Below are 17,383 nucleotides of genomic sequence, written 5' to 3'. Positions count from 1 at the left end.
CTCCACCAAGCTGACGCCAGGAGATACGCCCGGCGACCATCAACCTGACCGACGCGCAGTGGTTCAAGTCATCGCGCAGCGGTCCGGCCAACGACTGCGTCGAAGTCGCCTGGCTCGAAGCCGGTCACTTTGGGGTCCGCAACTCCAAAACCCAACCGGCCCTGCACTGATCTTCACCCCACCGAATAGGACGCCTTAACTACGCGATCGCAAGCTCAACCAGCGGGCGTAGCGTTGGTTCGCAACGTTTCCACGAGGGTGACCAACAGCGCCAGGTTGGGTATGTCGGTGTCGAACGTCACTCCCAATGCTTCGGGTCCCGAGTGGGCCAGCCCCACACCGCCCACGCCCATCGTGCTCGCGTACACGAGACCCAATACGTCGGGCCAACGCACCGTCTCGTCCTCGGCGGTCACTCCGTGCCGGTCGACGACGTATGGCCCGAACTCGATACGACGACCTTCGGCGATATCGTGCAACATGGTCGGCATTCGTACCCGGGCCACGTTGTCCTGAATCGTTGAAAACAGCTCGGTGCCATGGTTGATCGAATCATCGGTGACTTCCAGTTCCGCGCCGTCGTCGGGGTGGCGAACCTTGATCTCGGGGCCGAGCCGGATCGACCGGTCGAGTCGAGGGCCACACGTCTTGACGTGCCGCCCGACCCCGCCGTAAAGCTCCGCGTCTTCCCAGCGGATCGCGTGGGCGTTCTTGGTCGGATGCAGATGTACGAGCCCGTTGTCGAAGAGATGGATTCGGGTGCCCGCTGCGGTGATCGCGACATACAGCGCGTACAGGCTGAGAATCGTGAGCAGCAACGCCAGCGGGATGCTGAGCACCCAGCGAATGACCCCGAGATCCTTCCCGGCGTCCAAACCGAAGAACAGCACGTAGACCGCTACCGCCGCGGCACCGGCGAGCGCCGCCTTCCACAGACTCGCGACGATCTGCACGACACTGGCGCGGTATCGGCCACGTTCGGCGCCGAGCCGGGCCTTGGCGGCGACGTCCGCAACCCCGCCTTCGAGTTTCGCGATGGCACGGTTCTGCCGCAGAAGAAACGGCAGTGCCAGCAGGCCGAGTACTGGGAGCATGAGAACGGCGACAATAACAATCCCGGCCACCGACATCTAGGTGCCCTCCCTCGGAATTTCCTTGCCGCCCTGGCGGCTTCGCGCTGCCATCGTAGTTGGACAAGTCCGTCGCCGCACCGAGTTCGGCCGACGCCATCACCACCCGCATCGCAGCCAACCAACCCATCGCGACACCCACGCCCTCAGCCCGGCACCGTCATCGACCGCAGCCCAAGAGTCGCGCCCCACACACCCCGATGTAGGGCCGCGCGCCCCATATCGGGGTGTGCGGCCACCACAACGAGCGCACACACGAAATAAGCACGCGCCCCCGAAACTCAATTGGCGCTGCCGCTTTCCCACCACACCTCGGTCAACACCTTTCCGACTTCGGCGAGTCCGTCGGCGGCCGCCATGCCCCAGTGGATGGTTGGCACCGCACCACCAAAACCACGGACCGCCAAACCATCCGAGTCCAGCACCCCCCGGAAGTCAGTGCAGAACAACAGGACCCACCGCAGCCCCCCCGAACACAACCCCCACCCACCCCTTGTCCCAGCCACATGCCGACCTGGACAAATGATCACGTGGAAACCAGGGCGGCAAACCGCGAGAAGCCGCCGCCACCAGTTCCACCTGATCTTGATCGCCGTGGGCTCGCAGAGGTTCCACCTTGGGCTCGGTGGAGTTGTCGGTGGGGATGGGCATAGTGCGGGGATGGGGGTATTGGATGAGCCGTTTGTGGGGTCGTGGGCGGTGGCGGCGGGGCTGGTCACGCGCTGGGAGTTGCGGCACAACTTTGTGCGGGTGTTCCCGGATGTCTATGTGCGCCGAGGTTGCTCGCTCGACGCGCGAGGCCGAGCCCGCGCCGCGGCGCATTGGGCGAAAGGCGACGGTGTTCTGATCGGCTGCTCGGCGGCCGCCATGCACGGCACCCGCTGGCTCGATGCCGATCAACCCGCGGAAATCGCCAGGGGCGGACACTGCCGCCCGCCCTGCGGGATTCGTGCCGTTCGCTCCGTTGTCGAGCCCAGCGAGTGCTGCGAGGTCGACGGGTTCACGGTCACAACACCGGCGCGCACGGCATTCGACCTCGGTCGGCGCCTGCCGCGCGAGCGGGCCGTACCGATTCTGGACGCACTCTGCGCCGCCACCGGACTCGAACCCGGTGAAGTCGCGATCTTGGCATCGAAACATCCGGGCGCACGCGCACTCAACCGCTTGCGGACAACGCTCGCCGTCGTAGATCCAGGCGCCGAATCCCCACCCGAGAGCCACACACGGTTGCTACTGATAGACGACGGCTTACCGCGCCCCACAACACAATTGGTGATCCGTGATCACTACGGCGAATTCGTCGCGCGCGTCGACCTCGGTTGGCGGAAGTGGCAGGTGGCCGTCGAATACGACGGCGCCCAACACTGGACCGACCCCACCCAGCGCACCAAGGACATCGACCGCATAGCCCGCATCGAAGCCCTGGGCTGGCGCGTAATCCGCCTCAACGCCCCCCTCCTCCACCACCGCCCCCACATAATCCTCGACCGCGTCCGCACCGCCCTCACCACCCAGGGCGCTCGACTGGACAAATGATCACGTGGAAACCAGGGCGGCAAACCGCGAGAAGCCCCCGCAACCAGTGCCACCTGATCTTGATCCCCCATCCCCCGAACGCAACTACAGCCAGTCGCCCACGCTGGAAGCCGCAAGCCAGCCCACCTGACCGCGGAAGGTAAGCCGGGTACGCCACACGACGCCCCTAGCACCAGCAAAACCACGGACCACCACCCCATCCGGGTACGGCATACCCCGGAAGTCGGTGCAGAACAACAGGACCCCACCGCAGCCCAACAACCCAAACCCAACCCCACGCAGGCCGCACACCCGCTACTGGGTGTGCGGCCACCGCAACCAGGTGCGCACACCCAGTAAGCGTGCGCCCCCGAAGATCAATCCTCGCTATGGGTTTCGCGCCAAACCGAGGTCAACACCTTGCCGATTTCGGCGAGCCCGTCGGCGGCCGTCATCCGCCAGTGAGTGGTCGGCACCGCACGATTGTCCACCGCACCGTCGACAACCTCGGCCCAAATCGACGCCCCGATCGACCCAGTCGGATCGTCGAGGCCCGCAGTGAAATAGATGACGTCGCCGTGGAAGCGAACGGGCTGATAGGCATTGCGCAGGACGACCGAATGTACGGCCGTATCCAGCACCCGGGTGAATCGGTCGGAGCCGAAGGAGGCGAACGGCTCCGGCAGTTCGACCAGCCGCTCAGCGAGTTGTGCCAAGTCCACATCGGCAGCGAAGCCCAGGTCACCGGCCTGTTCGCCGAGCAGGCCGCCGATCAGCTCGGCCACCGGCACGGGTGAGCCCGCGCCCTGCGCGCGTTCGTCGGGTGGATCGGCCATATAACTGTCCATCGCCGCGAGCGTGGCCACTCGCTGTCCGGCCCGCTGCAGCTGCACGGCGATCTCGTGGGCGAAGACACCGCCCATCGACCAGCCGATCAGGTGATACGGCCCCTTCGGCTGGACCGAACGGATCGCATCGACATAGATCGCGGCCCACTCCTCGATCGTGTCCGGCAGCACCGCCGGTGCGGCGAGTGTCGGCGCTTGGATGCCGTAGATCGGCCGGTCGGAATCGAGGTAGGCGGCCAGCCCAGCGAACGACCACGCGATACCGGAGACCGGATGAATGCAGAACAGCGGTTCGGCGGTGCCCGTCGCACGCAGCGGCAGCACCACATCGAACGCCGCCTCGCCCTCGACCTGCCCGCCCGCCCGGCGGGCCAGCTCGGCCAGGAAGTCCGACGGTGTCGGTGCGGTGAACACCCGCATCACCGGAATCTTCTCGCCGAGCACCGAACTCAGCCGCGCGGTCAGCTTCGTGGCGATCAATGAATTGCCGCCGCGCTCGAAGAAGTTGTCGTCCATACCGAATCGGTCGAGGTCGAGCACCTCCGCGAAGGCGGCGGCGACGGTTTCCTCGATCGGTGTGGCCGGTGCGCGGTACTGCCGTGCCTCGAATGCGGGTTCGGGTAGCGCGCGCCGGTCCAACTTGCCGTTCGGCGTCAGTGGCATCACATCGAGCACCACGATGGCGGCCGGAACCATATAGCCGGTGAGGAATTCGGCTACCTGGATGCGCAGCTCATCGGGATCGATGCCGGCACCGGCCGCAGGCACCACATAGCCGACGATCTGATCACCGAGACGTTCGGTCGAGCGGACCAGCACCACCGCCTGGCTCACGCCCGGGCAGCGCAGCAGCGCGGATTCGATCTCGCCGAGTTCGATTCGGAAGCCGCGCAACTGAACTTGCTGATCACTGCGCCCGGCGTAGGCGAGTCCGGTCCGGCCCCAGCGTCCGAGGTCGCCGGTGCGGTACATGCGAGATCCCGGTGCTCCGAAGGGATTCGCGACGAACCGGATCGCGGCCAGTCCCGGCCTGCCGAGGTATCCCCTGGACAGCTGGGCTCCGGCTATGTAGATCTCACCCGGTGTTCCGACCGGCACCGGGTGCAAGCGCTCATCGAGCACATAGCCCGCCAAGCCGGGCAGCGCACGTCCGATCAGGCTTTCCGGGCTGTCCGCGATCTGCTTGTCCAGCGCCAGGAACGAAACGTGCACCGTGGTTTCGGTAATGCCGTACATATTGACCAGGCGCGGCGCATCCGCGTCATGGCGCTCATACCAGCGCCGCAACTGACGCAGATCCAGTGCCTCGCCACCGAATACGACATGTCGCAGCGCGAATTCGCCGTCGGAATCGGCTGCCGCCCGATCGGCCTCGATGAGCTGGTAGAAGGCTGACGGCGTCTGGTTCAGCACGGTGACCTGTTCGCGAATCAGCAACTGGCGGAACAGTTCCGGTGCCCGAGAGGTCGCGTAGTCGACAACGACCACCGAGCCGCCGGTAGCCAGTGCGCACCACAGCTCCCACACCGAGAAGTCGAAGGCGAAGGAGTGGAACAGCGTCCACACATCGGTCTCGTCGAACCCGAACAGCGGCTGGGTATTCGCGCACAGCTCGACCACATTGCGATGCGCGACGCCCACGCCCTTCGGCACACCCGTCGAACCCGAGGTGTAGATGACGTAGGCAAGGTGATCGGGCAACAGCGGAGCGATTCGGTCGGCATCGCTGACGGCGTGATCGTCGAATTCGGTTGTCTCTTCGAGCAATATCACCGGCAGCTCGCCGACCGGCACATCGGCCCGCTGCTCCGCAGTGGTGAGCACACAGACCGGAACCGCATCCGACAGCACGAAGGCTAGCCGCTGCGCCGGATAGGTGATATCGATCGGCAGGTACGCCGCACCCGCGGTGAGCACACCGAGCAGCGCGACCGGTAGCTCTTCGGTACGCGGAACCGCGACGGCCACCAGCGATTCCGGTCCGGCACCGGCGGCAATGAGCGCCCTGGCCACCCGGTTCGCCCGCCGCCGCAGCTCCGCGAAACTCAGTGCGGTATCGCCGAAACGGACCGCCACCGCATCGGGCCTGCGCCGGGCCTGATCGGCGATCAGTTCGGGCAGTGTCGCGGCGGGCACCCACGCACCACGCGAATTCCATTCGCGCAGCACCCTGGTGCGTTCATCCGGTCCGAGCAGCTCGATATCGCCGACGGTCACCGCGGTATCGGCGACGACCGCGGTGAGGATGCGGGCGAACCGATCGGCGAAGCGCTGTGCGGTCGCGGCGTCGAACAGGTCTGTCGCATAGGCGAATTCCGCCCGCACTCCCTGGGTTTCACCGCGCGGGCCGATCCGCTCGTTCAGCGAAAGCCGTAGGTCAACCGTGACCGGATCCGTCGCGGCCGTGTTGCCCATCGCGACCTGGAACAGCGGATGCCTGCCGGTCACCTGGACGGGGTCGAGTATCTCGACGAGTTGCGCGAACGGCACATCGGCGTGCGCGAATGCGGCGGCGTCGACCGGGCCGACCTCGGCGAGTAGTTCGTCGAAGGTCGCGTTCGGGTCGTATTCGGTGCGTAGCACCACGGTCGTCCCCGAGGCCGGCGTCCCGATTGCGATATCGGTCGTGCCGGAAAGCCGCGCCAACAGCACCGCGAAGGCCGCATGCGCCACTACGAATACCGAGGTATTCCTGGTCTCGGCGAGCCGACGCAGTTCGTGGTGCAGGTGCACGCCGATTTGCAGCGCGACCTGCCCACCGATGTATGAGGGCACGGTCGAACGCGGACGATCCATCGGCAACGTCAACTCATCCGGCAGGCCCGCAAGCGTGGTGCGCCAGTATCGAACCTGAGTGAGTACATCGGGGCCCACACCGTCGCGCACAGCCGCAACCGAATCCGCAGTGACGAATTCGCCGAGCACAGTGCGCAACCGCTGGGTCAGCGCCTGCGCCGCCGTATCCGCGACGGTGTCGCTGCGATACAGCACCTCCACCCGGAGCTCAGCACCCAGTTCAGCCCGGACGGTAACCGGATAGTGGGTGTAGTCGACCGAGCTCACGCCACTGACCACCAACCCGTCGACGGCGCTGCCCGCCTGCCGCAGGCCATCGGCGTCGATCGGATACGACTCGTAGGCCAACAGCGTGTCGAACAACTCGCTGCCACCCGCAATCGCTTGGACATCGGCCAGCCCGAGATAGTGATGTTCCAGCAGCGCTGCCTGCTCGCCTTGCAGTTCGGTGAGCAACTGCGAAACCGTTGTCTGCGAATCGAATCGGACGCGCACCGGGATCGTGTTCACGAACAGGCCAACCATCGCGTCGACGCCGTCGAGCTGCGGTGGACGTCCCGAAACGGTGACGCCGAAGACGACATCGTCGCGGTCGGTAATACCGGCGACGACCACGCCCCACGCCGCCTGCAGCACCGTATTGACGGTGACCTCGGTCGCCGCGGCGAAGGACGTCAGCGCGACTGTCTCGGTCGCCGACAGTTCGAATGCAGACCTGCTGAATCCATTCTCCGGCACCGCGGGTCGCACCAGCGCGGGTGCGAGCAGCGTCGGCGCGACCTTGGTCAGCGCGGTTTCCCACGCACGCAATGTGGCTTCGCGGTCCTGTCGCGACAGCCACGCCAGATAGTCGCGGTACGGCCGCAACCCAGGCAGCAGCGCGGCATCGCTCCTGGTCGCGTAGAGGATCAGCAGGTCCTTCATCAGCAGCGGCATCGACCACCCGTCGAGCAGGATGTGATGCGCTGTCAGCACGAGGTGCGTGCGCCCGGATACGGTGCGGTACACCGTGAATCGCAGCAGCGGTGCCAGCGCGGAATCGAATCCGGTGCGCTGGTCGGCGGCGAGCAGATCGGGCAGGTCGGCGTCGGGCACCTCGGGGACCACGCGCCACGGCACCCGGACGCCGTCGGCAATGAGCTGCACCGGTTTGCCGTTCGCGCCGAAAGTGAAGGCGCTGCGAAGATTCGCGTGCCGGTCCAGTACCGCTTGTGCGGCGCGGCGCAAACGCTCGAGTTCGAATTCGCCCGAGAGTTCGACCGCCACCTGAATGACGTAGGGGTCCACCGACTCCGCCAGCATTTCCATGAGGAACAGCAGGCCGGTTTGCAGCGGCGACAGCGGCAGTACCTCGGCCAGGCCCGGGTAGTTCGCCCGCCAGGTGTCGAGTTCGTGCTGGGTGGTCGATACGAGCGGCACATCAGATGGTGTGAGACCACCGGCGTCCGGGTTCGCTACGTGCCTGGCTACTGCCGTCAGCGCGATGAGCCAGTCGTCGGCCAGTTCCTGTACCTCCGCCGCGTCGAGGATTTCACCGGCGTACTTGAACACCACATCCATCCGCGGCCCGGCATCGGTATCGACGACGATCGCATTGATATCGACCACGGCCGACGCGGGCAGCGCCGGATCCTGGCCGTCCTCGAGGTCACCCAGATCGCCGGACGGGAGCCAGGCCGGATCGGTCAACTCCGGTGCACCGCCGGTAGATACCCGACCCAGATAGTTGAAGCCGATCTGCCCGATATCACCGGCCAGCGCACCGGCGGTACCCGAATTCAGTTGGCGCAGTACGCCGAAGCCGATGCCCCGATCCGGAACCGCGAGCAATTGCTCCTTCACCGACCGCAGCACGGCCGCGGTTTCCTCGGCAACGTCGCTGAGATCGAGCGCCACCGGGTACACGCTGGTGAACCAGCCGATCGTGCGGGTCAGATCGGCGCCGGGCACGGTCGCTTCCTCGCGGCCGTGGCCCTCGAGTCGAATCCTGGTCACCGTGGCGTCGATCCCGCGGCGCGCCCGCCAGGTCCGCACCGCCATGGCCAGCGCGGCGAGCAGACCGTCGTTGACACCACCCCGGTACAGCGCGGGCACCGTGGTCAGCACCGCATCGGCGACATCGACCGGCACCTCGACCGTCAACTGCCGCACCGTCGCATGGGTATCGACGGCGGGATCGAGCGCACGCGCACCGAGCAACGGATCCGGTGTGGCCAGCACGGTGCGCCAGTAGTCGAGCTCCGCCATCCGCGACGGCGAGCCCGCCGCCTCCACCAGACCGTGCGCCCAACGCCGGAATGATGTTCCGACCGGCGGCAACGCAACGGCCATCCCGGCGGAACGCTGAGCCCATGCGGTGATGAGGTCCGGGATCAGAATCCGCCACGAAACGCCATCGATCACATAGTGGTGCGCCGCGACGACCAGCAGATCGCGCGCATTCGACCTGCGCAGCCAACTGAATGCGACCATCCGACCCGCGGCCGGGTCGAGTGCCGCCAGCGCGGAAGCCATGGCGGCGTTGCCGATTCGGTTGAGCTCGGCCGCATCGGGCACGTCCTCCTCGGACAACAGCGCCGACGCGTCGAGGGTGCCCGGCGCGGCGACCTGCTGCCACCACCGGCCGTCGACCTGCCATACCCGCGCGCGCAACATGTCGTGGTGGTCGAGTACGGCGGTCAGCGTGGCGGCAAGTCCGGTGCGATCGATGCCCTCCGGCAGCGCGAGCACCAGTGTCTGTGCGAATCGGCCGAACGAACCGTTGTCGAGGAAGCCCGCGAGCACCGGGGTGAGCGGGATATCGCCGACACCGCCACCTGGCAACTCGGCCAGCACCACCGGCGCGGGATCCGTACCGAGCACCGCGACCCTGGCCAATCCGGCGACGGTCTTCTGCTCGAAGACATCGCGCGGGGTGAAGCCGATTCCGGCCGCCTTGGCCCGCGATACCAACTGGATCGAGACGATGCTGTCGCCGCCGATGGCGAAGAAGGAGTCATCGGCTCCCACCAGCCGCACGCCGAGGACCTGCGCGAACAGTTCGGCGATCCGCGATTCCAAGGGGCCGGAGGGTGCCCGCGACACCGTGGCGGTGAACCGCGGCTCGGGCAGCGCGTTGCGGTCGAGCTTGCCATTGGTGGTCAGCGGCACCTCGTCGAGGACTACGACGGCCGAGGGCACCATATGCGAAGGCAGTACTCGCGCCGCGAATTCCGTGAGTCGGTCCGCGTCGACAACACGGTCCGCCACCGCAAGCACATACGACACCAGCACCGTTGCGCCAGCGGCCGTTTCGCGACCGAGGGTCACCGCGAATTCGACATCCTCGTGGCCGCCGAGCACCGCATCGATCTCACCCAATTCGACACGGAAGCCGCGAACCTTCACCTGGAAGTCGCTACGGCCCACATAATCCAGCTCCCGTGCCCCTGCCGAAGTCGCATACCAGCGGACCAGGTCGCCGGTGCGATACATCCGGGCACCCGGCTCACCCCACCGGTTGGCGATGAAACGCTCCGCGGACAGCCCGGCTCGGTTGCGGTAACCGCGGGCCAGCGCACCGCCCGCCAGATATAGCTCACCCGTCACCCCGGGCGGTACCGGATTCAGCCGCGCGTCCAGCACCAGTGCGGACATGCCGTGCACGGGTGAGCCGACCGTAATATGCTGTCCCGCAGTCAATTCCGCATATGACGAAATAATGGTGGTCTCGGTCGGGCCGTAGCCGTTGTAGTACCTGCGACCGGGCTGCCACTTGGCCAGCAGTTCCGGCGTGGTGACATCGCCACCAACGGAGAGCATTTCGAGGTCGTCGAGGCCGGTCGGGTCCACCGTGCCGAGGACCGCCGGGGTGATGATCGCGTGCGTCACCCGTTCGGCGCGCAGCAGCTCACCGAGTTCTGGCCCACCCGGCACGGTGGACGGCACGATCACCAGTGTCGCGCCGACCGAGAAGGCGCACAGCCATTCCAGCACCGACGGGTCGAAGCTCGGCGCGCAGATATGCAGGAATCGACGCGTCGGCTCGAGCCGGTACAGCTCGATCGCATGCTCGAGCAGGCCGCCGAGTCCGGCGTGGGTCACGGTGACACCCTTGGGCATACCGGTCGAGCCAGAGGTGTATATGACGTAGGCCACGTGGTGCAGACGCAGCGGAACGATCCGGTCCGCATCAGTGATCGGCGCGGCGGATCGGTTGGCGCACAACGCTTCCGTCGTGGAATCGTTGAGCGCGAGCCACTGCACGTCATCGGGGAGGTCTTTGACGTATTCGGCAGCGGTCAGTCCGACGACCGCGGCCGAATCGGTCAGGAGGTACCGGACCCGTTCCAGCGGATGGTTCGGATCGATCGGCACATGTGCGCCACCGGCCTTCGCGACGGCCAGCACCGCGGCGACCATCTCATAGGAGCGCGGCAAGGCCAGCGCAACAAGGCTTTCCGGCCCGACACCACGCTCGATCAGAACCCGGGCCAACCGCGACGAGTACCGGTCGAGTTCGCGGTAGCTGATCGACCGGCCCGCATACCTGACCGCAACACGGTCCGCACCGTGGCGCAGCCCACGCAACAGCAGATCGGGCAGCAGCCCACCCGCCATCACATGATCCGGCTGCACCCGGGTCAGGAATTCGACCTCGGATTCGGCCAGCAGCGGCAGATCACCCACCGGTGTTTCCGCATTCGTGACGATCGCGGTGAGCAGTCGCACGAACCGATCCGCGAAGACGCGCACCGTCGCGTCATCGAAAAGGTCGCGCGCATAGGTGAACGCGGCGAACATGCCCGAAGCGGATTCGCGAATCGCCAGCGACAGGTCGAATTTCTCGGTAATGAGATCGAAATCCACTGGGGCGACGTGCAATCCGGGCAGCTCGAACGAGCTGTCCGGCAGGTTCTCGAACGAGAGCGCTACCTGGAACAGCGGATGCCGTGCCGTCGACCGTTCCGGTTCGAGCAGATCCACCAAACGCTCGAACGGAATATCCGCATGTGCGAAGGCCTGTAGATCCACATCCTTGGCGTGGGCCAGCAGCTCGGCGAAGGTGCTGCCGGCCGATACCTCGGTGCGCAGCACGAGCGTATTCACGAACATGCCGATGACATCGTCGAGTTCGGCCTCGCCGCGCCCGGCGACCGGCGTTCCGATTGCGATATCGTCGGTGCCCGACAAGCGCGCCAGCAATACCGCGAGCGCGGCGTGGACCACCATGAACAAGGTCGCATTGTGCTCGCGGGCCAATCGCACCAGCGCGGCGTGCAACTGCGCATCGATCGGGATATCGCACCGACCGCCGGCGAACGACGGGACGGCGGGCCGAATCCGATCCGACGGCAGATTCAGCTCATCCGGCAGCTCGGCCAGGGCCTGTCGCCAATACGACACCTGCTGTCCGGCAAGCGAATCCGGATCCGATTCCGAACCGAGTGCGGCCCGCTGCCACAGCGCGAAGTCGGCGTATTGCACCGGCAATGGCGTCCACATCGGCGCGGATCCGCCGGTGCGTGCGACATAGGCCAGCATCAGGTCACGGGTCAGCGGACCCATGGACCAGCCATCGGCGCTGATGTGATGGGCCACGAGCACCAGCACGTAGTCGCCGTCGCAACGCAGCAATTCGGCACGCACCGGCACTTCGGCGGTGACATCGAATCCGGCACCGACCAGCTCGACGATTCGATCCCGCAGCTCACCAACAGTGATATCGACGACCGCCAGATCCGGAACCGCCTGTCCCACAGGCAGAATCACCTGATACGCGACACCGTCCCGAGACGGGTACACGGTGCGCAGCACCTCGTGCCTGGCCACCACATCGGCGACCGCCGATCGCAGTGCATCGATATCCAGTGCACCGGACAGTCGCACCGCGACCGGCACGTTGTACGCGGCCGATGCGGTATCGAACTGGTTGAGGAACCACATTCGCTGCTGTGCCAGCGACAATGGCACCCGATCCGGTCGCGTACTCGCGGCCGGTAGCGGCCGCCGACCGGAACCCACCCGATGCTCTACCCGCACCGCCAGTGCGGCGACGGTGGTCGCCTCGAACAACACCCGCACCGGCACCTGCGTATCCAGCGCGGCACCCAGGCGCGCCGCCACCTGAGTTGCGATCAGCGAATTCCCGCCGAGCGCGAAAAAGTCGTCATCTATCCCGACCCGATCCACCCCGAGAACATCCGCGAATACCCGGGCGACGATCTCCTCGATCGGCGTCGACGGCGCACGGAAGACCTGCGTCTCGAACTCGGGCGCGGGCAATGCCTTTCGATCCAGTTTGCCGTTTACCGTGCGCGGCAGCGCGGCCAGGACCACATAGGCGGCAGGCACCATATAGGACGGCAGCACGCCGGCCAGCGCCGACTTCACCTGTGCCACATCGATATCGACGCCCACCAGATACGCGACGATCCGTTCACCGCTCCGCTGATCTGTATCCGCGATCACCGCCGCCTGCGCGATCTCCGGCAACGCGTCCAATGCCGCCTCGATCTCACCCAACTCGATCCGGAAACCACGGATCTTCACCTGGAAGTCGGAGCGACCGCGATACTCCAACTGACCGTGCGCATTCCAAGCCACGAGGTCACCGGTGCGGTACATCCGGGCGCCGGATTCGAACGGATCGGCCACGAACCGCTCCGCGGTCAGATCGACCCGGCCGAAGTAGCCACGCGCCAATTGCGCACCGGCCAGATACAACTCACCCGAAACACCCACCGGCACCGGACGCAACCGCGAATCCAGCACGTAGACACGGCTGTTCCACTCCGGAGCACCGATCGACACCGAGACGGTATCCGCATCGGTCACCCGATGGCTGGTGATCGACACCGCCGCCTCGGTCGGGCCGTACAGGTTGAACAGTTCCTTCTGCGGATAGGTGTCCCGGAATCGCTGTGCCAGCCCTGCGGGCAACGCCTCACCGATGACCAGCACTCGCCGCAAGGTGAACGGCAACCGACCGGTCAACAGTGCGTCCAGCATCGACGGCACCACATGCAGGGTGGTCACCGACTCCCGCGCCATCAGATCGTTCAGATAATCCGGATCGCGATGCCCGTCCGAGTGCGCCAGCACCAACCGTCCGCCGAAGACGGCCGCCGACCAGAACTCCCACACCGACAGATCGAAGGTGGCCGCCGTCTTCAACAGCACCGCATCGCCTGGTCCGAGCACGAATTCACTGGTCTTCCACAGCAATTGGTTGACGATCGCGGCATGCGACACCGCGACACCCTTCGGCCGCCCCGTCGAACCCGACGTGAAGATCAGGTACGCGGTATTCGCCGCGCGCAGCGGCCTTACCCGCTCGCCATCAGTGATCGGTGTCTCGGCAAGCCAACCGAGGTCGAGCCGGTCCAGTCGCACGACGGGAGCCAGCTCGGTATCGAAACCCGCTGCCGCATTGGTCAATACGCAGACCGGTGCCGCGGTACCCAGAATGTAGTCGGTGCGCGCGACGGCCTGGTCCGGATCCACCGGCACGTACGCGGCACCGGCCTTGGCCACCGCGTACATCGCGACGACCAGATCCACCGACCGGCGGAAGGCGAGCACCACCCGCGACTCGGGACCGACACCCCGCGAAATCAAATGCCGCGCAAGACGGTTCACTCGGGCATCCAGCTCGGAATAGGTCACCGGTTCGCCGTCCGCGCCCATCAGCGCCACCCCGCCCGGTGTGGCGGCCACGGTCGCATCCAGGAGCGACACCAGCGTCGCCGACGCATCCACCGCATGGTCGGTCGCATTGCGACCGGAGACCAGCTCGGTCCATTCCACAGCGTCGAGCAGCTCCAGCTCACCGACGACGGTGCGTGGCGCGGCGGCGATCTCACCGAGCAAGCGCGCGAACCGAGCTACGAAGCCCTGGACCGTCCGCTCGTCGAACAGATCGTGCGCATAGGTGACGGCACCGCTGATACCGGCGGGCCGACCCGTCTCGTCGTAGTGATCGCCGATGATCCAGTGCAGATCGAACTGCGATACCGCGGCATCGAAGTCCACCGCCGCGACGGTCAGTCCGGGCAGCTCCAGACTCGTCGCGGCCAGATTCTGGAACGACAATCCCACCTGGAACAGCGGATGCCGCGCGGTCGAGCGAACCGGATTCAACACCTCGACGAGTCGTTCGAACGGCATATCGGCATTGGCGAAGGCCCCGAGATCGGTCTCACGCTGCTGGGCGAGCAGTTCGGTGAACGGTGCGGATTCATCGACCCGGGTCCGGAACACCAGGGTATTGACGAACATGCCGATCAGCTCGTCCAGCGCCGCCTCACCGCGACCGGCCATGGGTGTACCGACGGCAATGTCATCGGTGCCCGACAACCTGGCCAGCAGTACCGCCAATGCCGCGTGCACGACCATGAACAGCGTCGCGCCTTCGGCGCGCGCCAATTCGACCAGCGCACGGTGGGTTTCGGCATCGATGTGCACCGGAACCTTGCCACCCGCGAAGGACTGCACCGGGGGCCGTGGCCGATCCGTCGGCAGATTCAGCTGATCGGGCAGCTCCGCGAGTGCGTCCCGCCAGTAGGCAATCTGTCCGGCCGCCAAAGACTCCGGATCGTCCTCACTACCCAGCAGCTCGCGCTGCCAGATGCTGTAATCCGCGTATTGCACCGGCAGCGGTGTCCAGCCGGGCACGGAACCGGCCGACCGTGCGGCATAGGCGGTCATCAGATCTCGCGTCAACGGCCCCATCGAGGTGCCGTCACCGGCGATATGGTGCACCACCAGCGCCAATACGAATTCGGTAGGCGCGTTATCGACCTCGAACAAGCCGACCCGCAGCGGCACCTCGGCGGTCACATCGAATGTGGTCGAAAGTAGTTCGCGCACAGCGGATTCGAGCTGCTCGGCCGCAACCGTCCGGACCGTCAACTCGGGCACCGATTGGTCAGCGGGCAGGATGAGCTGCACCGGACCGGCATCGGTGTCGGGATATACCGTCCGCAGGACCTCGTGTCGCGCAACCAGATCCGCGACCGCGGCCTGCAGCGCGGCCACATCCAACGCACCGCTCAAACGCACCGCGATCGGAATGTTGTAGGCCGCCGATCCGGTATCGAACCGGTTCAGGAACCACATCCGCTGCTGCGCCAGCGACAGCGGAATCGCCTCCGGACGCGGACCGGCGACCAATGCCTTGCGGTCACCCGCACCCGCGTGGTGCGCCACCGCGGCGGCCAGTCCAGTCACGGTAGGCGTCTCGAAAAGCAGACGCACCGGAATTCTGGCATCCAGCGCCGCACCGAGGCGCGCCATCAACTGGGTGCCGATCAGCGAGTTGCCGCCGAGCTCGAAGAAGTCGTCATCGGCACCGACCGGCATATCGAGCGCGAGAACGTCGGCGAAGAGTTCGGCGACTACCGGCTCGGTCGCACCCGACGGCGCGCGGAAAGTCTTGGTACGCAACTGCGGTGCGGGCAGCGCCCGCCGATCCAACTTGCCGACCGGGGTCAGCGGGATCTCATCGAGCACCATAACGGCGCTCGGCACCATATGGGCGGGCAGTTTGCGCGCGGCCAACTCGGTCAATTCCGCGGTATCGATGCCGACCCCATCGACAGCACGCACATACGACACCAGAATCGTCGCACCGCTGTCCTGTTCATGACCGATGGTGACCACGAAATCGACGCCGTCGTGCGCGGCGAGCACCGCATCGATCTCACCGAGTTCGATCCGGAAGCCACGAATCTTCACCTGGAAATCGTTGCGGCCCAGGTATTCCAGCTCCCGCTCCGCGGTCCAGCGCACCAGATCGCCGGTGCGATAGAGCCGCGAACCCGGCTCACCGAACGGATCGGCCACGAACCGAGCGGCGGTCAGTCCCGGTCGTTCGTGATAGCCGCGAGCCACCTGCGCACCGGAAATATAGAGTTCGCCGACGACCCGGCCCGGCACCGGCGCGAGCTCCTCATCCAGCACATATTCGGTGATCCCGCGGATCGGCCCACCAATGGTCACCGGTTCGCCCGGCGCCAGCGGTGCGCTGATATTCGTCATGATCGTGGTCTCGGTCGGACCGTATCCATTGAAGAATTCCCGGGTGCGGCCATCCGCGATCGGTACTGCCCAGCGCTGCACCAACTCCGGCGGGCAGGCCTCACCGCCCGCGACCACGACGCGCAATTCGTCCAGCCCGTCGGCGGGCAGCGAGGCGAGCGCGGCCGGGGTGATGAAGGCGTGGGTCACCCGCTCCCGGCGCAGCAGCGCGGCCAGCTCCGCGCCGCCGTACACCGTCGGTGCGGCGACCACCATGGTCGCGCCCCGGCTCAGCGCAAGCAGCAATTCCAATACCGACGCGTCGAAAGAGGGCGAAGCGAAATGCAGTGTGCGCGAATCGGCGGTCAGCGCATAGCGTTCGCGCTGCTCATCACAGAAATTCGACAACCCGGCCTGGGTGACGACCACACCTTTCGGTGTTCCGGTCGATCCGGAGGTGTAGATGACATAGGCCGGATGCTCGGCGCGCAATTGCCGGATTCGATCCGTGTAGGTGATCGGTTCCGCCGAATATGCCGCGATGTCCGAGGTATCGATGGCGAGCCATTCCGGGCCGTCGGGCAGGTCCACCGCCGCGACGGTGAGGCCGAGTGCCGCACCGGAATCCGACAGCATGTGCGCGATGCGATCGGCGGGATAGTTCGGGTCGACGGGCACGAATCCGGCACCGGCCTTGGCGATCGCCCACACCGCGACAATCGATTCCACCGACCGCGGAATACCGACCGCGACCAAATCCTCCGGCCCGATACCACGCTCGATCAGCAAGCGCGCCAAGCGGTTCGAGCGATCATCGAGTTCGGCATAACTCGACTGCGCCAATGTCGCTGTGGCATCCGCGAAGACGACCGCGGGTCCGGCCGGATTGGCCTCGACGGCGGTGGTGAGCAATTGCGGCAGGGTCTTGATCCGCGGGCGTCGAGTCCGGTTGGGCCGCTCGCGATTCGGCCGCGTCATGCGCCGAACCCCTGTCGCGCACCGTGCGCGAATGCCAACACACCTTCGAACAAGCCGAGCATTTCCGGGACTACTTCCTAGCGTTTGTCGTTACATCTCGATCCCCCCATGCACCGT

The 17,383-nt window shown here is 66.1% G+C and carries 4 protein-coding genes; 2 read left to right on the top strand and 2 right to left on the bottom strand.

The features are described from left to right. Window positions 1-23 precede the first annotated feature (23 nt). Complete coding sequence (locus OIE68_RS35895) at window positions 24-170, top strand: DUF397 domain-containing protein (protein WP_327101945.1); 147 nt, start codon at window positions 24-26, stop codon at window positions 168-170. Window positions 171-215: 45 nt separating this feature from the next. Here the strand turns inward: OIE68_RS35895 and OIE68_RS35890 are convergent, their stop codons facing one another. Then, window positions 216-1,094: a DUF6585 family protein gene (locus tag OIE68_RS35890; RefSeq protein WP_327095376.1), complete on the bottom strand. Its 879-nt coding sequence runs from the start codon at window positions 1,092-1,094 to the stop codon at window positions 216-218. Between the two features lie 696 nt (window positions 1,095-1,790). Between OIE68_RS35890 and OIE68_RS35885 the strand changes: the two genes are divergently transcribed. Then, window positions 1,791-2,666, top strand: coding sequence for an endonuclease domain-containing protein (locus OIE68_RS35885; protein ID WP_327095375.1), 876 nt, complete (start codon window positions 1,791-1,793; stop codon window positions 2,664-2,666). A 356-nt stretch (window positions 2,667-3,022) separates the two neighbouring features. On the opposite strand, the gene OIE68_RS35880 is transcribed toward OIE68_RS35885, so the two are convergent. Then, on the bottom strand, window positions 3,023-17,266 hold the full coding sequence (locus OIE68_RS35880) for a non-ribosomal peptide synthetase (RefSeq protein WP_327095374.1): 14,244 nt from the start codon (window positions 17,264-17,266) through the stop codon (window positions 3,023-3,025). Window positions 17,267-17,383: the final 117 nt, after the last annotated feature.

Origin of the sequence: Nocardia vinacea (genome assembly GCF_035920345.1) — a bacterium.
In the GTDB taxonomy this organism is placed as follows: domain Bacteria; phylum Actinomycetota; class Actinomycetes; order Mycobacteriales; family Mycobacteriaceae; genus Nocardia; species Nocardia vinacea_A.
Note: the sequence above shows the minus strand (reverse complement) of the source record. Positions and strands in the feature narration are given on the sequence as shown.